Raw genomic sequence first — 22,849 nt, 5'->3', positions numbered from 1 at the left:
ACGACCATGAAAAAATATATAATATTTCTATGTGCAGGTTTTGGTTTGTTGACAACAAACAGTTGTACCAAGCTTGATCAAGAGTTTTACAGCTCGGTAACACCAGAGACCTTTTTTAAGAGTGAGAAAGATATTCAAGCGGCCTTATTTCGCCCGTTTACCCATGCTAAATGGTATATGGGGGAAGACCGTTGGCGCTTGCAAGAATATACAGCAGATAATTTTGCCATTACCACCAAAGGTAGGCACTGGTATAATGGGGGTGAGAATGAAAGATTTCACTATCATCGTTGGACACCGGATGATGGATGGATTTGGGGTAGCTGGAGAGGCACACTAATGGGTGTAGCTTTGGCATTGGATGCGAAAAGCGATTTAGAGAAGTTAGATTATACGCAATTTGCACTGACCGATGAAATTAAAGCATCGCATTTGAGTCAATTGGATGCCTTGATTGCCTATTTCTATTTACGGGGTTTGGATTATTTCGGAGGGATGCCAATTTTCGAATCACTTGAAGGCGAGGCTTTACCACGAAATACCGATGTGGAACTGTTCAACCATATTGAAAAATTGTTGAAAGCAGCTTTGGAAAACATTCCAGCTAAAAAGGCTGGTGAGCAGGAAGACGGTGCCATTACCAAGGGAGCGGTTGCTGCCATGCTGGCACAGCTTTATTTCAATGCGGAGTCGTATATCAATAAACCGATGTACAATGAAGCGAAAACCTTGGCCCAGGCCATCATCAATAATCAATATGGCAGTTATTCTTTAGATACGCAATGGAATGGTCCCCATACCTTTACCAATGATAAATCGCCAGAAATCCTATGGTCTATGCCCTCGGAATTCAAAAAACTGGAATATAGTTGGTTCTATGCTGATTTTTATCATTATAACACCCGTCAGTATTTCAACCAAGATATGGGGGCGAACAATGGTGCCCACTTGACACCATCGCGCAAGCCAGACGGAAGTTTGTATACCACTGACTTTAAGTTAGGTGCTCCATATGAGAAATATTCAGCTGGCGATTTCAGAAAGAAGCCATACAAATACAATGGAAGTGGAAATTATGAAGGTATGTTCATTATAGGTCCACACTTGACTCCAGATGGAAAAGCAATAGTTGGAGGAGAGGAGTATAAGGATAAGCCATTGAATTTTGTGGATCAGGTAGGAAGGTTTACAGAAGTAGGAGCAGGCAAGAAATATTCGAGTGTCAGTCAATTACCATCTAAAATGTCAGAGGGAGAAGAGAATACGGGAGTTCGTTTGGTTAAAGTTCCGATTCCAAATCTGAACGACAATACCTTGAGATGGGGCGCAGATATGCCTATCATTCGTTTGGCAGAGGTTTATTACATGCTTGCCGAATGTAATTTCCGTGCAGGGAATGCTGCAGAGGCGGCAAATCTGATCAACCAAGTGCGTAAGCGTAATTTTGAAGGTGGAAAGGATCCTAATCCTGTGACGGTTGCTAACCTTGACAAATACCGCTTGCTTGACGAGTGGAGCATTGAGTTTCTAGGTGAAGGAAGAAGAAGGACTGATTTAGTTCGCTGGAAAGCCTTTACTACGGAGAAATGGTGGGATCATGTGGCCAGCAATTCTGCTCATTTAAACAGATTTCCTGTTCCGAATGAAGCTATTGCAGGTAATAATAACTTACAACAGAATCCAGGCTACGAATAATCATATTTGGATGAAAGAAGAAAGAGTGACTGCATCAGTCACTCTTTTTTTATGAACCTCTGTAGAGGTCCTTCTGAAAATTAAGTAGGTTGTACTTATGGAGGAAGTAAGCCCTAAAGGTCATGTAGTAGTATTGATGGATAGCCGTGAATAATAGATTTAAGTTGTCGTCGTGATAGGCTGATCCTTCAAAATATACCAAGTCGTTATTGACAAATCTGGTCAAGCCATCCAATGTATCCTTTGCGAGTTCTACGGTCAAATCTGAATTGCTAAGGAGCGTTGAGATTTCGGTCTTTAATCTCGTTTCCAGGGATTTGTTTTTCATTAAATGACTGATAATTTCAGAATACTCAATCTGTTCATAAACAAAGGCATACCTTTGCGTCAGGTCATAATAGAATTGGATGCGATTCTCAAAGCTTGCTTCCATTTCCTTCATCACTTCATATTTCTTCTTTAATTGGCTTTTGGTCAAATCGTTATCCGCAAGACTATAGAAGGTTTCAAATGATTTTGTGTTTATTTCATTTATCTGTGCCTGTTTAGCTTGAATTTCAATTTCTACGGATTTGAGGATTTGATTAGCATCCGAGCTTTTATATTTTACCCCATCATAATCAAATGATTTGATCTTATAGGTTTTGTTTTTGATATCAGTTAAGGTCTGTTTATCATTCAATAAGGAATTAAGGTCAAAGGAAAGGTCTCGATTATGATCGGAAAATAGTTCAGAGATTGAAATTGGCTCAGCATGGTAATCCAGCTTGGAGAAATCTTCAATTATCGGATTGATGAAGAAATAAAAGTCATTATACATTTCATCAAAATCATTTTTCTCAAAATCCTTCACAAAGTTTTGCTGGAATTCCAGAGTATCTAACTGTTTAATGGGGCCTTGGTGATTGAGGTTGACAAATAGATGGTTTTTTATTTTTTGGAATAAGTTATCCTTATTCTTGAGTAACTCGATAGCAGGAGATTGATTGTTGTAATCAACCTGAATATCCATTTTTGCAATGGCCCTGATGCGGTCTTGAGTTGATGGATGCGACTGCCATTGGTTTTCTATATTCAATTTAGATTTATTGTATTTTGACTCAGCATCCAAAGGTACCATGGGGAAGCCATTGTTGATTTCGTAATTGTTCTTTTTAGCAAGAAATAAATTAACCACCTGCTGGTTTTCATAGATGTCTTTGGGCAACCAGTTTTGGTTATGGTTCTTTTCATAAAAAGAAATGACGCTTTCCAAGGAATGATTTGCGAAGCTCAATCTTTGTAAACTATCTGCCATGGCCTTTGATCCAGCCACATTGGCCGCAATTTCATCAGCATGAAATTCCATTTCCCTGGAAAGGGCAAGATAATTTATGTTGATATAGTCATATAGTTTCTGGAGGATCTTTTGAATTCCATTTATGGAGAAAATGGAAATATATAATGGTAAGGCAAGATAGGAGCTCAAACCGGCAATGTTTTCATGCATCTTTCTCAAGGATTCATTGTTGTAGAGCATGTTGAAAATAACATTGTTCACATTATATACATAGCTGCCGACCTTCATGCTTCGTTGCGAAAAATGGCCGAATTCATGGGCTAGGATAGCCCTCAATTCTTGGTTGGTCAATGAATTTATTAATCCCACGCCAATCTGTAGGTTTTTTCTAACTGGAAAAAACATACTCCAAAAGCTAGAATTATAAAATACGGAAGCATTAACGTTGTAAGTCAAAAAGACCTTTTGAGGGAAGTCAGTTTTTATTTCATTTACTAATTGATGGATCATGGCAAACAATTCAGGTTGTTCTTCTTGGGTGACTTCGATGAACTCACTGGTGTCGGTCTTATTCGTTGCGAAAATAAATTTGATCAAGAAAAACAAGATCATAAACCCTGCTGCAATCAAACCTAATCCGAGTGTGATCGTCAAGAAATTAGGATAATTCACAATCGTCCAGATTCCGAAATAAGAGAAAGAAGCCGTGATTGCTATCGCAGTTAGCAAAAGGATGCAGTAGACTAAAATAAATACGAAAATTGAAAAAAGAGTTTTTTTAACCCGGGATTGAAAAGCTTGGGAAATTTGAATGTCCATAAATGTTAATTAGTTAAGTCTAATATAAAAATTTATACTAAACAAAATTCATAGTTTGTTTTTTAGGCTCCTCTCATTGAGTTGTTTTCTGTTCCATATTGTTCCATATCGTTTCAAACAGTGCCAAACTATTTCAACATGTATTTATGGGCAAAGAAAACTAGAGTTTAGCTGTCGATATCAAAACAGCATTGCATGCAATCGAATGGTTAAATTTTAAAAATTAAAAAAATGGCAATTATTTCAAACGGAATTTTAGGAAGTTTTTCAGGAAAAGTAGGTTCAGTAGTTGGTGGAAGTTGGAGGGGGATAGAATATATCCGCTCACTTCCAAAAAAGGTCAAAAGAGTACCTTCAGAAAAGATGTTGAACCAACAGGCTAAATTTAGCTTAGTCATGAGTTTTGTAAATCCATTGCGAGATTTTTTGAAGGAAAATTATGAGGATGAAAAAATCAGGTACATGACATCGGCGAACCTTTTGTCCAGCCATATTTTGCGGAATGCTGTACAAGGGAATTTACCTGAAATCAAATTGGATTACTCAAAAATTATTATCAGCAAAGGGACCGTAGAACAGATCATTGATTTAAGCGGAAAACAGACAGATCAGTCTATTTTGCTGACTTGGGCTCCAGAGGCGAAGTATTTGGTTCCATTAGCGGAAGTTGAGATTAGAGGGGTCATTTTTAATGAGCATAAAAAGCACTTCCATCACTTGTCATTAGGTACTCGAAAAATATCAACTGCAGAAATTTCAATGAATCTATTTGAGAAAGGCGATAAACTGGCAATATGGGTGTATTCTATTGATAAGAAGACCAAAAGGATTTCTGAAAGTCAATTTGTAAAAGAATTTATTGTCTAATGATCGAGTTGGTCAGAGTGTACAGTGCTGAAAATAGTACTTTATCTCATCTCTATATCGACGGTTTGTTTGCATTTTATATTTTGGAGGATAAGATCAGGTCTTCAAAAGTTTTCGGAAGAACCTGTATTCCTGAAGGGAATTATCCACTTGAGCTAAATAGCACGGCAGCGATGAACAGTCAATATGCGCCTAAATTTGGCAGACGTCACCAAGGTATGCTGGAGATCCGAAAAATTCCTGCCTTTTCACTCGTGTTTTTCCATATCGGAAATTATCATACCGATACTAAAGGCTGTCCGTTAATGGGAAGTTATTTCAGGAAGGAAGGTCAAGATTTTATGATTATTCAATCTGCCTTGGCCTATAAAACTTGGTATCCCGTTTTGGTAGAAAAGATAAGGATGGGGTCGGGAAGAATCAAAATTGTTAACCGCTTACAGGAGTTTAAATATGATTGATCCTCAGAGCAAAATTGGAAAATGAATGAAATTAATTTTAGAGGCATTATCCCAAATCCTATTGATGGTGAGGTCATCATCAATCAAGTTTCCTGGGAAAGTCATGATACTGATCAAATACTTAGGTTTGTTGCTTGATATCTTAAAGCAATGGTTTTATGCCAACCGAGATGTTAAAAAAGACGCTAAAGTAAAAAGATTTGTATTTAGATAATTGAAAGAATAATTAAAATGAGATTGGCAGTCCTTCATTGGACTGCCAATTTTATTTTTTTAGTTGAGATGATAGCTTTGGTTTTGAAATTCCATGGAAGCATAATAGTTGTATTTTTCTTTATTCAGAGGGTAGTCCCAACAACCCATCCGGTGATACACTTGTCCGCCAAAACCTGATTTGAATCGATATAATCCATACATAGGATGTGATTCATCCGCTTGCGGGGATATTCCAAAGAAGTCATATTCAGTACAGCCATTTTCTTTAGCTAACTGCATTGCTTTCCATTGCAGTGCATAAGTGGCCATATAATTTCTGTTTTCGGTAGCAGAAGCTCCGTAGAGGTAAGTTCCTCTATTGCCCGCAAGGACTAAAAACATGGCTGCAAGAGGTTGTTCATCTACTTGAGCGACCAAGAGAAATACCTGCGCAGGTGATTGGGTATCATTTGCCCGAGCGCTTAAAACCACCTTAAAATAGTTGATGTCATGCAGGAAGAAGTTGTTTCTCTGCGCTGTTTGGCGATAAAGTTCATACCAAACATCTAGGTTTTCTATGCCTAAGGATCGGATTTCTACACCTTTTCTTTTTGAGAGATTGATATTATAACGGGTCTTGGACTTCATGTTAGCCAAGATATCTTCTTCATTTTTTTTGAGATCCATGAAGATCGTATTGGAAGGGAGAATATCTGTATTAGCTTTACGAAGATTCCAATTTTCAGTATTGAAGTTAAACCTTAGTTCTTGAATTCTTTTTTCTGGAACACCGATCCAGTTTCCATGAATGTCATAGCAATCATCTTCTTTTGCCCATAAGGATTCCCATGATAGGTCATATCGGATCATGATACAGGATGAGGGAAGATAACTTCTGAGGCTTTCGGAAAGTTGTTCCAGGAAATAGCCTTGGTTTTCAGCCTCTGGTTCAATTTCAGGGCCATAAGGAACATAGGCAATACAGTGATCGGCATCAAGGTGCTGAATGATGATCAGCAGGTCGCCAATGATATAGGTGTCATCAGCTGGATGATTGAACAAATCGGATGACTTTACCTTAAAGTTATAGGCTACGCTTTGAACCCCTTGCATTTTCTTGACTTCAGACCAATAAGCGGTCTGTTGGATAATAGAGGTTCTGTAGATTTCTTTTATCTGTTTATCTTCTAAATCTGCGATCATGATGCTCTTTATTCTATAGGAAAGGCTGGCGAGAATAAATAAATCACCGGTCTTTGTGCCAAAAAGAGGCAAACATAACCAATAAAAGTTGGCTAAACGAATTTAATTGTCACGTTGTTGTTAGAAAGCGCTATTTAGTCTTCGTCGATAATTTCAGCGACTCTACCAACCTGGCCATCAGTGAGCCTAACTTTGATTCCCCGGCTATGGTAGGGAGCAGAAGTAAGGATATCTTTCACAATTCCTTCGGTGAGATTTCCAGATCTTTGGTCTTTTTTTAGGATAATATTAACCAAGATGCCCGGTTTGATGTTGCTTCTAGAATTTGGATCGCTCATTTTTTGCTTTGTTTATAGAGTTGCGAATTTAGCCATTCTAATGGATTTAGTCGATTAACTTTCTTGCTTTATAATTTTTGAATCATTTTGGATAGAGCGAGTGTATTCATATTTTCCATTTTTGTCCAATAGTATGATGGGCTGTTTGATGAGGTTATAATATTCCACTTCAAATGATTGGGGGTCTAATCCAATCTCGAAATCGTAATGAAAAATTCGGAATTGATCTTTAATAAAACCCCATTGATCCAGGGAATAATCATCAACGTCGATTGGAAGGATCTGGTCTTCATAATAGATATGTCGATTGTCCTTTCCATACAGAAAATCAAGGTATTGAAAGGATTTAGGGTCCACATTTACTAGTGCTTTCAGGTTTCCATCTTTTCTGATGTATATTCCGTTTTTATCTTTCCAATAAACGGTGTCGTATTTATCTTGGATATAATTAAATGACTTGCCGTCCAGGCCATCCACTATTACAATCTGCCATTTTGCTTCGGGGTTGTTCATTCGGTGTCCGTAGGCATTAACAATGGTTTTTGCAGGGGAATCATCTTGTAGGCATTCTCGATAGACATGGTTTTTGTCAGCAAAAAATCCCGAAACTTTTCTGAAAGTATCAGGGTCAGCTTTAGGGACTTCAATGACTTGGTTTGTATAGTCCCTAAATTGTAAGACTTTATCTCTATACTGATAAAAATTATCGAATAGTCTTTTGAGGTCTTCTCTTTTTAAAGTTTTGAAGAGTTCCATGGGTAAATTGTTTACATGGTTAGAAGATAAAGATGTAAAAATAAATATACCAAAAATACCAGTTCTAAGACTGTTCTATTTATTCGCTATTTTTCTATTTCAGCCATAAAAACTTCCTCAAAATTATCAAATGTTTGATTGGCAATATCAATTGCTGACTTTTCTTGAGAAGGGTCTGAAGCAAATTTGTTCAATGCATCAGTGTATTTTTTCCACATTTCTTCACTTTGATCCCCATAGCCTTCGAAAAATGAAAAGCCTTTTGTGATGCCATTTTTCTTTAACATTTGAACGATATATGGGCCGCCCATGATGGATCCTTCTAATACGTAGAATGAACTTAATGCCTGCAATGTATTTTCAACTTTGGGCGCTTCTGCTGGAGGTAGGCTGCTTAAATCGAACCCAAGGCTTTGGATGTCTGCTAGAATATAGGAAGAATCTCTGCGCATGGCTTTGTCAGGTAATATTTCGGTGTTAATGAATTTTCCGGTTTCTTGTTCTAAGGCATGGAAATAAGCGTAGAAACTTTTTAAAAAGGTCGCATATTCAGCTTCAGTTTTAATTTTTTTGATTATTCTAACCATTTTAGCTTCAAGCCTTTGGTGAGACCCTTTAGTTTCTTCCTTGATAATTTTACTTAGCATGATTTTTATGTGTTTAATAAATAAACCAATTTTTAGGGCATTAATTGTATTTAGGATGTAAAAAAAGGATTACGGAGATTCCGCAAGCTACAATTTGGATGCGGAAATTGCGTTCAATAATAATCTTTCATTGCATTCATATATAGATGGCTTAAACAATTTAGCTAAGCCTTGATTGGCTGTGAATTATTTGCTATTTTGCAGTTAATCAATACAAACCTTATGAATTACGAACTAACTTTTCAAAGAATATTAGCAGGTATTTTCCTGATTGTTGCTGTTTTCATTTCTTCGCCATTAAGGGCACAGAACCAAGCAAGAATAGTTGGTGATTTTGCAGACCCTAGCGTCATATCAGCCAATGGAAAATATTATGCAGTGGGAACTTCCAGTGAGTGGGCTCCCCATTTGCCCATTTATACCTCGACAGATTTAAGGGAATGGAAACAGGTGGGTTTTGTTTTTGAAAAAACTCCTGACTGGATCGCATCTTCCTTTTGGGCACCAGAATACTTTTATCAGAATGGGACTTACTACGTGTATTACTCCGCAAAGCGTAAGTCAGATGGAGTTTCCTGTATCGGGGTTGCAACTTCCAAATTTCCGGATCGAGGTTTTGTCGATCAAGGGATTGTTGTAGATTATGGAACCGAGTCTATCGATGCATTTGTTGTCAGGGATGGTAAGGATCTTTACATGACCTGGAAAGCCTATGGTCTTGATCAGCGACCTATAGAGTTATTGGGCAGTAAACTTTCAGCGGACGGTATGAAGCTTGAGGGCGAACCATTTTCTATTTTACAAGATACTGCAAAAATTGGTATAGAGGGGCAGAGTTTTATTAAGAAAGATGGGTATTACTATATGTTTTATTCTGCTGGAGCATGCTGCGGTCCAGGATGTGATTACCATGTACAGGCGGTTCGCTCAAAAACTATTAGAGGACCATATGAAGATGTAGGTGAGTCTGTGCTATTAGGAAGCAACGAAAGATGGAAATGCATGGGTCATGGTACTTTTGTGACCGACAAAAAAGGAGATTATTATTACCTATTTCATGGTTATAGCCAAGATGGGACGGTCTTTACTGGAAGGCAAGGTTTATTGGCAAAGTTGGAATGGTCAGATCAAAATAAGCCTGTTTTTGATTTCATAAAAAATGATAGTGAAGATGGATCATCAAGTTTCAGTTTGGATTTCAAGAATATTAAACGATCAGCTTTGTTTGGGCAATGGGATTTTAGGAATGCTATTCCTAAAATAGAATTGAATTCAACGGGCTTGGAACTATCTGCTGCTGAGATAAAAGCAAATGAAGTTGGGTCTGTGTTAACTTGGAGGCCTGCAAGCAAGAAATACGACCTAACTGCCAAATTGGATTTATTGAAGTCGGATCAAGAACTTCTGAAAGGGGTAGTGATCTATGGAGATAAAGATCGTGCTCTTGGTCTATCTGTTCAAGGAAAGAAAGTTATAGTATGGCAGGCAAGTGGGGAGGAGTACAAGATCCTTTCTAGCCAAGAAATTCCAGGGAATACGAAAGAAATTTCCCTAAGGCTTCAGACAAAAGATGATCTTAGCTGTACGGCATCCTTTTCGGTTCAAGAAGATATTTGGAAAGTTATGGAAATAAACGATGCAAGCAGCTTTAACCTTAAGGAACTTGCACCTTGGGACCGTAGTCCAAGGCCAGGCCTGCAAGTCAAAGGTGGTTCCAATAAAAAAGCAGTATTTACTGAACTGTCCTTAACTTATTAAAACATATAAAAACGCCATTCTATCCTAAAAGGTAAAATGGCGTTTTTGTATCCAGATTCCGTACAATTAAGTACAATCTTGACGAATTGCTATTCTGGAAAGAGGGTCTAATTTATGTTATTTTCTTTATCTTAGAGTAGCTTAAACGTTTAATACCTTTATAAACAGCAGTTTAATTTTCAAAATCCATTGCCATGAAAAGAGCTTATTACCTGTCAATTTTGGCCATTACTTTTATTGTTTTAAACAGTCATCCGGCATTTCCGCAAAAATCACCGTATAGTTTTGTTGAGGAGTTGGATAATTTAATCCGTCCTGATTTACTTCCATCCTATAGGACCGGCGAATATATTGAACAAATATCAAGTTATGATCGGACAGGTAAAAACGATGATGGATTTGGAGGAGCCTATTCTTTTATCCGAAAAGAAGGGAATCATTTGGTCATTGCAGATTTTAAGGGATCGGGTGTTGTCAATAGAATTTGGACACCGACCCCAACCGATGATACCCTGGCCTTCTATTTTGATGGTGAAAAAGAAGCTAGGTTGAGGATCCGTTTTTCAGATCTTTTTTCAGGGAATGTTTTTCCATTTGTGAAGGGAATTTCTGGGAATGAGGTCGGGGGCTATTTTACCTATCTTCCCATTCCTTATAAGAAGTCGTTGAAAATAGTTTTTGAAGGGGAGAAAATCCTGTTCTTACAGATCCAGAATAGGCAAATGCCTGATAGAAAAGTTGAATCTTATACCGGGACCTATTCGCCAATCGAAAAGGCCAAGATTGAGGAGCTAAGTAAAATTTATATGGGTATGGATCCAGGTGCCGATCTATTTGCTAAAGGCAAGTCAGCGGGTATTCAGGTCGTAGAAAAGACATTTGTAATCAACCCAGGTGAAGAACTTGACTTTTTTAAAGCAAATAAGGGTGGAAGGATTGTTGGGCTGGAAGTGGATGCAGGGACATCATTTGAAGGGATGGAAAAAGATATTGTATTGTCTGCAATATGGGATGATGAAAAAATTGAAGCTGTTTATGCTCCGGTTGCTGATTTCTTTGGATATGCCTATGGTAAAAAAGCTATGCGGGGTCTATTAATGGGGAGTAAGGGAAACCTAAACTATAGCTATATGCCTATGCCTTTTGACCGATCTGCTGAACTGAAAATGGTCTATAAGAAAAGAGCCAATCTGGAACAAGCGCCCATATCAATCAAAACTAAGGTTTACTATACAGATGAGGCAAGAGAAAAGGAGAAAGAAGGGAAGTTTTATGCGGTATGGCGAAGGGAAAAGCCAGAGACAGGTAAATATTATGAATTTTTAAAAACTAATGGAAAGGGTCATTATGTAGGGACCATTCATCTGGCTCAAGGCTTAAGGCCGGGCATGACCTTGTTCTTTGAGGGGGATGATGTCACCCATATCGATGGGAAACAAAGGTTGCATGGAACAGGTTCAGAAGATTATTATAATGGGGGCTGGTATGCTTTGTTGGACAGATGGGACCGTGGGATAAGTTTGCCCATCCATGGATCACTGGATTATAGTTTGCCAATGGGAAGGACAGGGGCCTATCGTTTTTTCATGACGGATAAAATGCCTTTTGAAAAGGAGATTGACCATGTTATAGAGCATGGTCCAGAAGGTAATGAGTTTCCAGTGGATTATACATCTATCGCCATGTATTATGCTGCCCAACCTTTGCGTTCAAAAATTGAGCCTACAGATGCACTTCGTCAGGTTTATTTGCCAACGGTTCATGAGTATTTCCCACAGTTGATGGAAGTAACACTTGGTGGTGGGGCAGAAGTCAAGCAAGACCGTGGATTAAGGATGCGTTCTGATGGGCATCATACCGTTCGAATTATGCTCACTGATGTTCCAGAAGGCGAGTATAAATTGTCGATTTCCTATTTTGAGAAGGAAAATGGGGCTGAATTCGCCATTTGGCAAAGGCAAAAGCTAATTGCAGATTGGAAGTCAAGCCTAGCTGCACAAGAGAAATTGAATGAGAAGGTAGAAATGGGAACTATTAAGATCACGAAACAAACCAATTCCATTACCTTTCACGTCCGGAAGCAGGGAGAGAAAGGTAATGAATTTGAGCTAGATCGGATATTTTTGGAAAAAATCGGCGATTAACCTTTTTTTCTGACACATCGGATGCAAGCATTCCAATTCGCTGTATAATTTCCGGTATTGATATAATTTCTGGACATGAGACTGTAATTGAACTGTGCAAATACAGCAGCTTCCTTGGTTCTCCAATAGCCTTTTGTTTGCATAAAGTTTAAACTGTTAGGGAAATATTGACTAAATCCTTCTGTGCTGATTCTTTTGTAACCCATTGGAACAAAATTAAGATACCCATCAACATATCCGATTGATAAGGATGTAGGATTTTGTGGGATTATTCTCGTATACCAATTTAAGCCTACAGTCTGTAACTCTTTGTTGGAATAATCATCCAATTGATTGAAATCATCTCTTGTTGGTAAATCCCAAACTCCTTCTGGATAGATTCTTTCACAGATGTTCTTGCCACCTATATTGTAGATATCATTGGTAAACATATCGGTCATGTGGGGGACATCATCGGTCGAATTGAAAATAGGGTTGTCATATCGGAATCTGTATTCATAAAAATTGCCAGGTAGTCTAGGGCTTTTAATATTTCGGTACACATTTGCTCTAGCCCACATGGTATTACCAATTGGAATAGCAGATTCAACCAATTTGATTGAAATAAAATAACTTTTTCCAGGTTGAGGGATAAAATTTGGGAAACTGAATGCACGATTATAAAACTCTCTTTCTAAATAATAAGGGTTGTCACCATATTCAGAAAGTCGCTCGCTTTTTATTTTAAGGGTGTCCAAAGAAACAACCAAGTTTACAGGTGCAGTTCCATTAGCAACTGTATAAAAGGTGTATCTTCTTTTCCAATCTGGTTCTGGAACAGAATCAGTTCCCACTGGTACGGAAAAACCAGAACCATGATGGTTATAGACATTCAAGGCACTTATCATAGTACTTGGGTTCTGGTAACTGCTATCGATTAATCTGAAATCAGCTCTGCTAAGACCTGAGTTGTCCTTGAATCGAGGGCTGGCATAAGCTATTGCGCCGAACATGCCCCTAGAGTTAATTTCAACGATGATCTGAGCGGTTTTCCTGGTCAAGACAATGTTGTTGATGCTGCTACTGCCATCGATGACATTGCCAGTAGTTATGAGGCCAGTAGCATAAGCAAAGTCCTGCCTCAATAAATTATTGTTTCCAGAAGGTTTTACTGGTAGGCTGTTTTGATTTGCTGTAAATACTTCTAAAGGACTGTTGTTGTTGTAAGTATATGCATACCATCGATAATTCGTGTTTCTGTATGCTTCAATGGAAACATCCGTACCACCAACCTGACCATCAGCTTGGTCAACAAATTCGATTGGCTTGCCATTAGGATCAGCTTTATATAGTACAATTTTATATCGCACACCATTTTTCAGTTGGGAGATCGCGCGGGCAAAATTTCCATTGCCCGAAGTTCTGGACTGTTTGTTCTTTACCGTGAGGGATTTCTTTTCCATCTTATCTGGGTAATGGCTGGGTATTTCCTCTGTTACCTTCATAATGGCATCAATACCATCTAAACTTACGATTTCACTTTCTGCTGCAATCTTTCGTCTCCTTGCTGTAACACTATTTGAAGCTTTACTATTATCATGATTCAATTCAGGTTCACTGATGTCTTGGACACCTTGAATTCTAAAGTGAAGTGAATTTTCTTTGGAAGGGTTAGGTTTCTCTGTTTCTCCAGTTTGCTTTTTACATGCTAGTATAGTTAAGATAAAAATCAGGAAAATAGCATGAAATAAATAGGTCTTATTAACTGTTATCATGTTAAATTAAGTATTGGTTTAATTTGAGCTTGGTTCTTAATTGTTTTTTTTAAGAATTTATAGATCAAAATTCTTGAATTTACCATCTGTGTTCATGTCCCAATCTTCTACTTTAGGTTCATTTGAAGGTCCTCCTGTCTTAATATTATAAGATCCGACTGCAATCCCTTCCTCTAATTCGAATTCTTCGATGAGGATAATTGGCTTGACATAAACTTTCTTTTTGTTAGTGCTGTGGTCCATGCTATTTGTTTGCAAAGAAATAGTTATTGTGTGTTTATTAACTAAATAATTAAAAATGTGAGCGAAAATATATTGTATTGTTTAAATAAATAAGTAAATGTATAACCAACATATATTTATGTTAATAAAATTAACTTTTATGTAGTAAGCTTTATTTGGTTTATTAGGATATAATCGTGGTTTTTAAGGAATTGTGGGTATGAAAATAATTTTTTGGAATTATTTTCTTTTGTAACAAAGTAAAATCCGCAACTACGCAGTAGTTGCGGATTTTATTTATCAAGTGTGTATTTTAGTATGGAAAGGTGGGGAGGGTTTATTTTAAAAGCCAGATATTGCTTTTGCCTTCCAAGGCTTCATAAGGTCTGGAGTTGCCATTCAGTAAATCTGTTTCATGGCCTTCTAAATGCCAGTTGAGGTCTTCTTCATTTACTTTTTTCATCTGAAAAATGGCTTCAGGGTCCTTGAAACTAATGTCACTTTTTAGCATGTTGATTTTATTGTCGGCAAAAAGCTGTTCAGCCTCATCTTTGCTAACCTGGATTAAGTTATTGGCTTTTTGGTCAAAATCTGCTAATTCCCTATCCATTTCCCTTGGATAATTATCTGCAAGGTAGGAAGCATATAAGTCCCGGTTTTTGGTTCGTAGGGCTTCATTTTTATAGGCAATGCGTTCAGGGTTCAGTTCAAAGTTAAAGTCTTCGGGATGTTCCCTAAATCCAAATTGTCTGTTTAATTCTTCAATTCTTTGTTCCAATGTCGGCATAAGTTTGATTTTATTGTTTCCTAATAAACGCTTTAAGGGCTGTTTTGTTATTTTTATTATGGCAAATGGCTTTTGAAAACCAAGATGATTCTTTCTTCTTCTAGGTCAATTTGATAGATCTGCTGACGTATCAATTCCTCATCATACTTTTCATCTTTGTTTAAGTTGGTCAAATATATCCTTTGTTCAGCGAAGATTTCCAGTAAGGTCTGCTTGCTTACTCCATTCATCCAACTGTGTTCTTGAACTTTGGATTGATCTTCCCAATACTTCAAGATCCTTTCCATGGCTGCATCGCCTTGATGTTGGTTTTCATATCTATCCTTGACGAAATTGTAGACATGGGATTTTAGTCCGAGCTTCATGTTCCGTCTATTTTCCTCTTCCATTTCTTCTTCATTTTTATAGCCTTTGAAGGGCTGGGTTTTAGCAATCAAATAAGGTAAGGTGAGTCCTTGTATGACCAAGGTCAATAGGATGGCGACAAAGGTGATAAACAAAATAAGGTTCCGGTGTGGGAATGCTTCGCCGTTTGGAAGGGTTAAAGGGATGGCCAAAGCCGCAGCCAGGGAGACCACGCCGCGCATACCTGTCCAGCCCATCAATAGCGGAGTATACCATCTTCGGGTACTAAACTGTTGTTGATGCGCAATCTGGGGCCTAAAAATGAGGGTTGCTAACATGGCAGCAAAGGCCGAAATCATTCGAGCTGCAATTAATACGATGGTGATGATGATGCCGTAGCCAATAGCCGTTCCCAACGGGGTTCCATGAGCCCGGATTCCAGCCACTATTTCGGGGAGGTCCAGTCCAATTAATAAAAAGACCATTCCATTCAATAGAAATACAAAGCTCTCCCAAACGGAGGCCCCCTTGATCCGACTGCTTGCTGCCAAGTACTTAAGCCTTTGTGAGGACATGTACAGACCACCTGCGACAACCGCGAGCACTCCTGAACAATGCGCCTGCTCTGCCAACCAATACATGAAGTAGGGGCTGATCAAGCTCAGGGCAATATCAGATGCTGCTTCGGTGCGCAGGTGTTTATGTATCCAAATAAAGATTTGAGCCACCAAAAGGCCAATGCCAACTCCCCCAAACAGCATCCATAGGAATTGCGTTCCTGCCTCTTGCCAAATAAATTGTCCCGTTCCTACTGCTACCAGAGCAAAACGGAAGATAATTAAGGAAGATGCGTCGTTCAAAAGGCTTTCGCCTTCTAGAATGGCAGTTGTTGATTTGGGGATCTTCACGAATTTGGTGATTGCCCCGGTGCTGACGGCATCTGGAGGGGAGACAATTCCCCCTAGGACAAAGCCTAACGCCAAACTGAAGCCTGGGATGATCTGATTGGATATGATGGCGACTAGAAATGCGGTGAAGAATACCACCAAAAAAGCAAAGCTTCCAATTATCCGCCACCATTTTTTCATTTCCTTGAATGAGACACCCCAAGCGGCTTCATAGAGGAGCGGTGGTAGAAAGACAAAGAAGATAAGGTCGGGGTCTATCTTTAAGAGGGGCAGACCCGGAACAAAACTAATGGCCAAACCTGCCAAAACCAAAAGAATAGGATAGGCTATTTTAAGCTGATTGGCGAAAATGGTTAAAAATACGATCAGAAGTATTAATACCAGGATAAAGGGTAGTAGGGTATGCATGGCAGATTAGTATTTAGTATATAGTATTTAGTATATAGTATTTAGTATATAGTATTTAGTATATAGTATTTAGTATATAGTATTTAGTATTTAGTAGTTAGTAGTTAGTATTTAGTATTTAGACAGGGAAATGGGGTTTTTGGTTGTAATAGTGTGATGTAAATGATTTAAGAAATTTGATATTTTAAACAATAAAAAAAGGATAGTGTTTTGTGACACTATCCTTTTTTTGAAGCTTTTATTTCTGATTTATTTCTTTATTCCTTGGTAAATGGTTGAGGCACCGAAAAATTGAGGCATTATCTTTACGTCGGTGAATCCGGCTTGTTCGAAGCGTTTTTTTAGTTCCTCGCCATACGGGAAGTTTAATGCGGATTTTGAAAGGTATTTATAGGCGGTTTTGTCCTTGCTAAACATACGGCTCAATAAAGGCATTACCCATTTGGTATAGATTAAATGGCCTGACTTCAGGATAAAATTTTGAGGTACGGAGGTTTCAAGGACGATAAGTTGACCACCTGCTGCTGTTACACGATATATCTCTTGTAGGCACTTGTCCAGGTTTTCAAAGTTTCGGATTCCATAGGTAATACTGATGGCATCAAAATTATTGTCTGGAAAGGCAAGGTTCTCTGCGTCTTGCTGATCTAGTTTAATTCTGTTTTCCAGTCCCAATTGTTTTACTTTTTCTTCCGCTACGGCCAGCATGCCTTCTGAAATATCCGTTCCGATAATTTCCGAGGCTTTGCTATTTGCGAAAAGCAGGAGCATGTCGCCGGTTCCGGTTGCAATGTCCAAGATTTTATTGGGACTTTTTGCTGCGACAAGATTGTAGACATTTTTCTTCCAACCTTTTTCCATGCCAAAAGTAATGACCTTGTTGAGTTTGTCGTAATTCCCGGAAATGGAATTGAACATTTTTCTCACCTGTACATGTTTTTGCTCTTGAGAAGCCTGATCTGGAAGAATAATCTTGTTGTCGCTCATTCTTAAATTTTTAATATCTGCCAAAGGTAAGTTAATTCGGGGATAAAACAGACTTTTTGGAGGGAAATTCTAAGGATAAGGAAGGGGAGAAGCATGCATTTACTTGCCCTATGAATGAAAAAAAACAGCAGTAACCATTTGGTTACTGCTGATCTTCTTTTATACTCTTAATCTGATTAACTCAGATTGGTTGTGCAAATTAATTCACGTCCCAGAAAATTTTGCTGGTCTGTGGATCGATGTCTCCTTGAGCAGTTACATTTGCATTGTTGTAGCTGTATTCACTTTGAGGATACATCAAACGAAGCGGGATCTTACGTCCTTGAATATTAGGATTAGCAGATAGAGGAACGTCAGTAGGGAATCCCAATCTTCTGTAATCTACCCAAGCTTCGAAGTTGTTGATACTAGGAAGGGATAGATATTTTTGGTTAATGATCAATTCCAATTTGTTGGCTGCATTATCCCAATTAGCTGAAGCCGCAAGAAGGTCGTCTGCTTCTGTTTGTGCATTGCTGACGTTTAGCCATTTGAAGGATTCCGATACGGCGTTTTCATATGTAGTTTTAGCGTTTCCAGTTAGCCAGCCGCGTTGAGTTGCTTCTGCTTGAAGGAATAAGCTCTCCACAGATGTAAAGAACCACATTGGGTCAGAACCAGAAGAAACGATACCTGGTCCAACTACTCTAGATTGGTTCGCAGAATACAATCCTTGAACGGTTGGTCCGCCAAAAATTGCACCTACATATTCAATGGTAGGATCTACAGGATCATCAGCCTTATCGAAAAGGTATTGATAACGGATATCATTATTTGATACATATCTATCTAATAAATATGCACTTACTCTATTGAATGCGTCTGTTTCAATTCCACTTTGATCTGCTACATAAGACATATAGACAGGGTTTACTTGGCCGTCGTTATTGGCAAAGCTCAAGGTTAAATTGGCTGAATTACCGGCTTCAATAAATCCGCTGCCATCAGCCGTAATTTTTGCAATTTCAGCAGTAGGGTTTTGAGCAAACTCTGATTGGTGGATCAATAATTTAAGGGATTGGGTATTTGCCAGCTTTCTCCACATGGTTAAATCGCCTCCAAAAAGGACATCTGCTGTCGCTGTTGCATCTGAAATTTCGGGGTTAGCCTTGAAAATTTGTCTTGCTTCCTCAAGTTGTACAAGTAAATCCGCATAGATGTCTTGTCCCTTTTCATATGTGGGAGCAATATTTGCATCTCCTTTTAATGCGTCTTTATAAGGAACGTTATTGTACATATCAACAAGGTACATAAAACCAATAGCCTTAATTACCTTGGATACACCTAAGAAAAATGTTTCATTGGTTTCTTCCGCTTTTTGAGCCATTAATTCGGCGTCGTTTAGGACATCAAACCAAGTGGTTGAACTATTAGCCCATTGAGCTTGCTGAAATGCAGGTGTGATACTGTAGTTTTCCAAAGGTAAACTTGGTCCATAACTAGCACCGCGACCATAATATCCGGTCCATGAGGCTGCAAAGGAGTATTGAGTTCCCATTCTTGTTGCTGTCTGCTTCAATACCATCGGTAAGATGTACTGAGGAGTGACAGAGGCAATCGTAGGTCTGTTTGGGTTGGTGTTGATATCAAAGAAACTATCTTTACAACCCGACAGTACTAAAGAAGTTGCTAGTACTGCCAATAATATTTTTTGTTTCATTTTCTTCTCGATTAAATTAGAACCTAGCATTTATTGTAAATCCAAAATTTCTAACAGGTGGGTTTGAAGTGTCATTGACATTACCATAAGCGTTCGGATAATCAGAAGCCATGCTGTCAAAATCAGGGTCCATGAATTTGTTTTCTTTAGGAAGCCATAAAGCTAAATTTCTTCCGACAAGTGCGATAGAAAGACCTTTCAGGGTTTTCTGTCTTGCTGAAAGCCATGCTTCAGGGATATCATACGATAATGCCAGTTCCCTAAATCTCCAATGGTTTGCACTTACAATAAAATTAGATGCAGTATTTCCGAATTCTCCTGTATAGTAGTTGTAAATAGGTTCGTTTTCACCAATTTTTGCAGTGGTGTTAGGTATGTATGAACCTGGGTTGTTTGGATCTTCAATCACAGAGTTAGGAAGGATAAAGGGCTCGCGGTTGTTGTAAGCTGTAGCTTCAGATACACCGGTCCATGCCATTGCAGAACCTAATCCGAAGAATGAAGTTACGTGGCCACCTTTATATTCAAATAACGCTGAAAGGTTGAAGTTTTTGTAGTTTACAGATGGGTTCAATCCGATTATCCATTTAGGAAGGGTTCTTCCAAAGTTTACATTGGTTGATGATTGGAAAGGGCGACCATCAGCTTCACTAACAATGATGCGGCCTTGGTCATCTCTCTCGTAGTCGGTGCCGCGCATAACAAATGCTGGTTCACCCACGATTGCATAGTTTCCTGCAGCAATATATCCACCAACAGCAAGTTCTTTTTGGTTCAATCCTTGAGCCTCGTAGATGCTTGTTACTTCTGAATCGTTCCATAGGAAATTTCCTCTGAAGCTGATACCACCATCATTAAATTTAATTAATGGAGATAAGTTGAAGTCAAAATCAACACCTTTGCTGTTGAATGAAGCGGCATTGGTATTTGTTCTTGAATAACCAGAAGCTTCTGAAGTACTCACCCTGATAATTTGGTCAGTATTTTTCGAGAAGAAGTAAGTAGCTTCTAACGTTAATCTGTTGTTCCAGAAACCTGCTTCAAAACCAGCTTCAGTGGTATTGATACGTTCTGGTTTAAGGTTGTAATTGTAAGATTCATTGTTGGCAGTCAAACCAGAAACTACACCAAATGGGAATCCATTGGCTTGAGAGAATGTTGCTTCAAGAAAGTAAGGGCTAATGTCTGAATTGGCGGTATTGGTCCAAGCACCTCTAACTTTCAAATAATTAAAGAAATCAGAAGTGATGTCAAGAGCATCTGAAACCACTACTGCAGCATTTACTCCAGGGTAAAAGTATGAATTGTTTCCTGGAGCTAAAGTTGAAGTTTTGTCCCAACGGCCTGTGAATTCTAAATTAGCCCAATTTTTGTAATTAAAACCAGCACTTCCGTAGGTAGAAAACAATCTTGTTTTATAACCGTCGGAGTTACCGGTTAAGTTTCCGGTCCTTATGCTGATGTTATATAGTTCTGGTATTACAAGGTTGCCTGCACCTACAGTTGTCGCTCTGTATTCATTCTGTCTTACAAAGGTTCCTAAGATACCGTTGAATTTGAAATCATCATTGATTTGTTTAGTGACATTAGCAAAGAATTCAGAGGTTAAAATTGTTTGGTTATAGCTATATTCTTCTAATGAAGAAGGAATAGGTGTCTTGCCACGAGATTCACCGAAAGGTGTAGATTTATTACCTACGGTAAGATCGCGTTCTGCAATTCCTCTAGACGTTAAACTTGCACGGTAGGTGAAGTCTAACCAATCGAATGGTTTTAAGCCAAGGTCGATATTAGTAATCAAATCCTGCTTTTTGCCAGAAGTACGCCAGTTGTCTAAGGTAAAGTATGGGTTCAAGCCGTAGTTAGTGAACCAGTTCTCGTAAGTCGCGAATTTATTGTTTTTGTAATCTTTATAGCTGGTAAGGGGGATATGCGCAGCTGTATTGATCAATTGGCTGAATAGACCGTCATTACCACCTGTACCTTGGGCTGTGAAATAGTTTTCTGGACCCGATTGGTTAAATGTGTTGTAGTTCTGTTGCGAGTAGTTGAAGTTAGCACCTGCTCTGAACATACCAAATTCACGTTTTGCGTTTAAGCGAATACCATTTCTTCTGTTTTTATCACCAGGTACTATACCTTTGATGTCAGAGTTTTCTAAACTTAAGAAAAAGTCTTTTGCGTTTATAGATACGTTGGTTTGATTAGTGACACCAGTGTCATAGAATTTTTCGCGCTCATCTGTACCGACATAAGGAGTAGTCTGTTGGCTACCATCAGGTAATTGCGGGCCGATATCAACTATTTGACCATCGTAAGCCGGTCCCCATGACCAGTTCTCAACTGGGTCGATGATGCCATCGTAACCCTGTCCAAATTGTTTTTGCAATTTTGGAAAGAAGGAGATGTTTTGCCATTGGGTAGAGTGGCTTACATTAATGTCAGTTTTTTCAGATCCGCTCTTGGTATTAACCAAAATCACGCCGTTACGTGCATCAGGACCATAGATTGCTGCAGCAGCAGCGCCTTTTAACACAGATACATTTTCAACATCATTTGGATTTAGGGAAGAAAGATATTTGATATCCATCTGTACACCATTCAATACCAATAATGGGTTGTTGTTACCTGTCAATGATCTGATACCGCGCAAATTGATGCGGACATCTTCAAAAACGCCAGAATTGTAGGTCGTTACATTCAATCCTGAAACTTTACCTTGTAAACCATTGGCGATGTTTACAGCACTGGCTTTGTTAACGGTTTTGCTATCTACTTGTTCAGCAGAATAGCCTAATTCTCTTTTTTCTCTTTTAACCCCTAATGCCGTTACGATAACTTCTTCAAGCTCGTTGTCAGAGGAGGTTAATTGCACATTTACAGTAGATTGGGTACCTACTGCTACTCTTTGTGTTGCATATCCAATATAAGAAAATACAAGAGTTGCATTTCCTCTAGATACATCGATGGTGTAGTTACCATCACCATCAGACTGGGTTGCAGTATTCGTTCCATCAACACGGATTGATACCCCGCTTAAGGAGGTGCCATCCAAGGCCGAAGTCACTTTACCGCTTACCTGCCTTAGTTGTGCATTTGCTACTCCTACGAATAGCAAGCACAGCAGAATAACGCTGAGTAATCTTTGTTTCATAATACTTCGTTGTTCGTAAATAAATTTTGTTAGTAATACTATTTGTTAAACATTTTCAATAAGTGAAGGCTTATTGATTTCATAATTATTGATTGTGTCAAATATAGAAAAACTTTAACATTTATAAACAAATTGGAATATTACTAAGAAAATATAATACTCTACTTGATAATTGGATTAATAAATAAAAGAATATAATCCTTTTTGGTAAAAGTTGGAAAATATGGGGTTTATATTAGTTAAAACTAATTATTTTGTGATGAATGGTTGTCTGACCCATCATATTTTAGGAATTAATTAAAGTTTTGATAAAATAACTCTTTCTGTCAGTAAAACTATTAATTAATTAAAAATCAATAAGTTAATTATTTGAATATTTTTTTGTAACAAGTTTGATTGATTTTTTGAAATTACACTTGATAA

Annotated in this window: 18 protein-coding genes; 6 read left to right on the top strand and 12 right to left on the bottom strand. The window is 38.3% G+C overall.

Translation table 11 applies throughout. From position 1 onward, the window contains the following. The first annotated feature begins 6 nt into the window (after positions 1-6). Complete coding sequence (locus NMK93_RS12390; protein WP_254527645.1) at positions 7-1,695, top strand: RagB/SusD family nutrient uptake outer membrane protein; 1,689 nt, start codon at positions 7-9, stop codon at positions 1,693-1,695. A gap of 49 nt (positions 1,696-1,744) precedes the next feature. Here NMK93_RS12390 and NMK93_RS12385 read toward each other — a convergent pair whose 3' ends face one another. Then, the gene (locus NMK93_RS12385; RefSeq protein ID WP_254527644.1) at positions 1,745-3,703 is read right to left on the bottom strand and encodes a M48 family metalloprotease; all 1,959 of its coding nucleotides are present in this window, start codon (positions 3,701-3,703) and stop codon (positions 1,745-1,747) included. A gap of 321 nt (positions 3,704-4,024) precedes the next feature. On the opposite strand from NMK93_RS12385, the gene NMK93_RS12380 reads away from it, so the two are divergent. Genes NMK93_RS12380 through NMK93_RS12370 form a run of 3 tightly spaced genes read left to right on the top strand, consistent with a single transcriptional unit; the run spans position 4,025 to position 5,335 of the window. Further along, positions 4,025-4,660 (top strand): DUF6266 family protein, encoded by a 636-nt coding sequence (locus tag NMK93_RS12380; RefSeq protein ID WP_254527643.1) that lies wholly within the window; start codon positions 4,025-4,027, stop codon positions 4,658-4,660. Continuing rightward, positions 4,660-5,121, top strand: a complete 462-nt coding sequence (locus tag NMK93_RS12375) for a DUF5675 family protein (RefSeq protein ID WP_254527642.1) — start codon at positions 4,660-4,662, stop codon at positions 5,119-5,121. Before NMK93_RS12380 ends, NMK93_RS12375 begins: the two co-directional genes overlap by 1 nt. A gap of 25 nt (positions 5,122-5,146) precedes the next feature. Continuing rightward, positions 5,147-5,335: a hypothetical protein gene (locus NMK93_RS12370; protein WP_185212565.1), complete on the top strand. Its 189-nt coding sequence runs from the start codon at positions 5,147-5,149 to the stop codon at positions 5,333-5,335. A 59-nt stretch (positions 5,336-5,394) separates the two neighbouring features. Here NMK93_RS12370 and NMK93_RS12365 read toward each other — a convergent pair whose 3' ends face one another. From NMK93_RS12365 to NMK93_RS12350, 4 genes are all read right to left on the bottom strand, one after another. Beyond that, positions 5,395-6,519, bottom strand: coding sequence for a peptidoglycan bridge formation glycyltransferase FemA/FemB family protein (locus tag NMK93_RS12365; RefSeq protein ID WP_254527641.1), 1,125 nt, complete (start codon positions 6,517-6,519; stop codon positions 5,395-5,397). 134 nt (positions 6,520-6,653) lie between these two features. Beyond that, positions 6,654-6,857, bottom strand: coding sequence for a YwbE family protein (locus tag NMK93_RS12360; protein WP_254527638.1), 204 nt, complete (start codon positions 6,855-6,857; stop codon positions 6,654-6,656). A gap of 54 nt (positions 6,858-6,911) precedes the next feature. Next, on the bottom strand, positions 6,912-7,613 hold the full coding sequence (locus tag NMK93_RS12355) for a DKNYY domain-containing protein (protein ID WP_254527635.1): 702 nt from the start codon (positions 7,611-7,613) through the stop codon (positions 6,912-6,914). Positions 7,614-7,699: 86 nt separating this feature from the next. Further along, the gene (locus tag NMK93_RS12350; protein WP_254527633.1) at positions 7,700-8,260 is read right to left on the bottom strand and encodes a biliverdin-producing heme oxygenase; all 561 of its coding nucleotides are present in this window, start codon (positions 8,258-8,260) and stop codon (positions 7,700-7,702) included. Between the two features lie 222 nt (positions 8,261-8,482). Between NMK93_RS12350 and NMK93_RS12345 the strand changes: the two genes are divergently transcribed. Further along, positions 8,483-10,018, top strand: a complete 1,536-nt coding sequence (locus NMK93_RS12345; RefSeq protein WP_254527631.1) for a glycoside hydrolase family 43 protein — start codon at positions 8,483-8,485, stop codon at positions 10,016-10,018. Between the two features lie 194 nt (positions 10,019-10,212). Further along, the gene (locus tag NMK93_RS12340) at positions 10,213-12,162 is read left to right on the top strand and encodes a glycoside hydrolase family 172 protein (RefSeq protein ID WP_254527629.1); all 1,950 of its coding nucleotides are present in this window, start codon (positions 10,213-10,215) and stop codon (positions 12,160-12,162) included. Here the strand turns inward: NMK93_RS12340 and NMK93_RS12335 are convergent. The 7 genes from NMK93_RS12335 to NMK93_RS12305 all read right to left on the bottom strand — a co-directional run bounded on the left by NMK93_RS12335 (position 12,159) and on the right by NMK93_RS12305 (position 22,426). After that, positions 12,159-13,916, bottom strand: a complete 1,758-nt coding sequence (locus NMK93_RS12335; RefSeq protein WP_254527627.1) for a hypothetical protein — start codon at positions 13,914-13,916, stop codon at positions 12,159-12,161. The genes NMK93_RS12340 and NMK93_RS12335 overlap by 4 nt on opposite strands. A gap of 57 nt (positions 13,917-13,973) precedes the next feature. After that, the gene (locus tag NMK93_RS12330; RefSeq protein ID WP_185216778.1) at positions 13,974-14,159 is read right to left on the bottom strand and encodes a hypothetical protein; all 186 of its coding nucleotides are present in this window, start codon (positions 14,157-14,159) and stop codon (positions 13,974-13,976) included. 316 nt (positions 14,160-14,475) lie between these two features. After that, positions 14,476-14,925 carry a hypothetical protein gene (locus NMK93_RS12325; protein WP_254527626.1) on the bottom strand — a complete coding sequence of 150 codons (450 nt, stop codon included), beginning with the start codon at positions 14,923-14,925 and terminating at the stop codon, positions 14,476-14,478. A 56-nt stretch (positions 14,926-14,981) separates the two neighbouring features. After that, the gene (locus tag NMK93_RS12320; RefSeq protein WP_185212556.1) at positions 14,982-16,586 is read right to left on the bottom strand and encodes a Na+/H+ antiporter; all 1,605 of its coding nucleotides are present in this window, start codon (positions 16,584-16,586) and stop codon (positions 14,982-14,984) included. 249 nt (positions 16,587-16,835) lie between these two features. Beyond that, positions 16,836-17,573: a bifunctional demethylmenaquinone methyltransferase/2-methoxy-6-polyprenyl-1,4-benzoquinol methylase UbiE gene (gene ubiE, locus NMK93_RS12315; protein WP_185216776.1), complete on the bottom strand. Its 738-nt coding sequence runs from the start codon at positions 17,571-17,573 to the stop codon at positions 16,836-16,838. Between the two features lie 199 nt (positions 17,574-17,772). Then, complete coding sequence (locus NMK93_RS12310) at positions 17,773-19,272, bottom strand: SusD/RagB family nutrient-binding outer membrane lipoprotein (protein ID WP_254527625.1); 1,500 nt, start codon at positions 19,270-19,272, stop codon at positions 17,773-17,775. A gap of 16 nt (positions 19,273-19,288) precedes the next feature. Beyond that, on the bottom strand, positions 19,289-22,426 hold the full coding sequence (locus tag NMK93_RS12305; protein WP_254527623.1) for a SusC/RagA family TonB-linked outer membrane protein: 3,138 nt from the start codon (positions 22,424-22,426) through the stop codon (positions 19,289-19,291). Between the last annotated feature and the right edge of the window lie 423 nt (positions 22,427-22,849).

The sequence above is a fragment of the Sphingobacterium sp. LZ7M1 genome, from assembly GCF_024296865.1.
Lineage (GTDB): Bacteria > Bacteroidota > Bacteroidia > Sphingobacteriales > Sphingobacteriaceae > Sphingobacterium.
The sequence above is the reverse complement of the archived record's forward strand: the minus strand, read 5'-3'. Positions and strand labels throughout refer to the sequence as shown.

Coding starts and splice junctions, on each gene's coding strand:
- NMK93_RS12305 (WP_254527623.1), bottom strand. CDS start 22,426: ATGAAACAAAGATTACTCAGCGTTATTCTGCTGTGCTTGCTATTCGTA.
- NMK93_RS12320 (WP_185212556.1), bottom strand. CDS start 16,586: ATGCATACCCTACTACCCTTTATCCTGGTATTAATACTTCTGATCGTA.
- NMK93_RS12325 (WP_254527626.1), bottom strand. CDS start 14,925: ATGCCGACATTGGAACAAAGAATTGAAGAATTAAACAGACAATTTGGA.
- ubiE (WP_185216776.1), bottom strand. CDS start 17,573: ATGAGCGACAACAAGATTATTCTTCCAGATCAGGCTTCTCAAGAGCAA.
- NMK93_RS12375 (WP_254527642.1), top strand. CDS start 4,660: ATGATCGAGTTGGTCAGAGTGTACAGTGCTGAAAATAGTACTTTATCT.
- NMK93_RS12355 (WP_254527635.1), bottom strand. CDS start 7,613: ATGGAACTCTTCAAAACTTTAAAAAGAGAAGACCTCAAAAGACTATTC.
- NMK93_RS12335 (WP_254527627.1), bottom strand. CDS start 13,916: ATGATAACAGTTAATAAGACCTATTTATTTCATGCTATTTTCCTGATT.
- NMK93_RS12340 (WP_254527629.1), top strand. CDS start 10,213: ATGAAAAGAGCTTATTACCTGTCAATTTTGGCCATTACTTTTATTGTT.
- NMK93_RS12360 (WP_254527638.1), bottom strand. CDS start 6,857: ATGAGCGATCCAAATTCTAGAAGCAACATCAAACCGGGCATCTTGGTT.
- NMK93_RS12350 (WP_254527633.1), bottom strand. CDS start 8,260: ATGCTAAGTAAAATTATCAAGGAAGAAACTAAAGGGTCTCACCAAAGG.
- NMK93_RS12310 (WP_254527625.1), bottom strand. CDS start 19,272: ATGAAACAAAAAATATTATTGGCAGTACTAGCAACTTCTTTAGTACTG.
- NMK93_RS12365 (WP_254527641.1), bottom strand. CDS start 6,519: ATGATCGCAGATTTAGAAGATAAACAGATAAAAGAAATCTACAGAACC.
- NMK93_RS12345 (WP_254527631.1), top strand. CDS start 8,483: ATGAATTACGAACTAACTTTTCAAAGAATATTAGCAGGTATTTTCCTG.
- NMK93_RS12390 (WP_254527645.1), top strand. CDS start 7: ATGAAAAAATATATAATATTTCTATGTGCAGGTTTTGGTTTGTTGACA.
- NMK93_RS12330 (WP_185216778.1), bottom strand. CDS start 14,159: ATGGACCACAGCACTAACAAAAAGAAAGTTTATGTCAAGCCAATTATC.
- NMK93_RS12370 (WP_185212565.1), top strand. CDS start 5,147: ATGAAATTAATTTTAGAGGCATTATCCCAAATCCTATTGATGGTGAGG.
- NMK93_RS12380 (WP_254527643.1), top strand. CDS start 4,025: ATGGCAATTATTTCAAACGGAATTTTAGGAAGTTTTTCAGGAAAAGTA.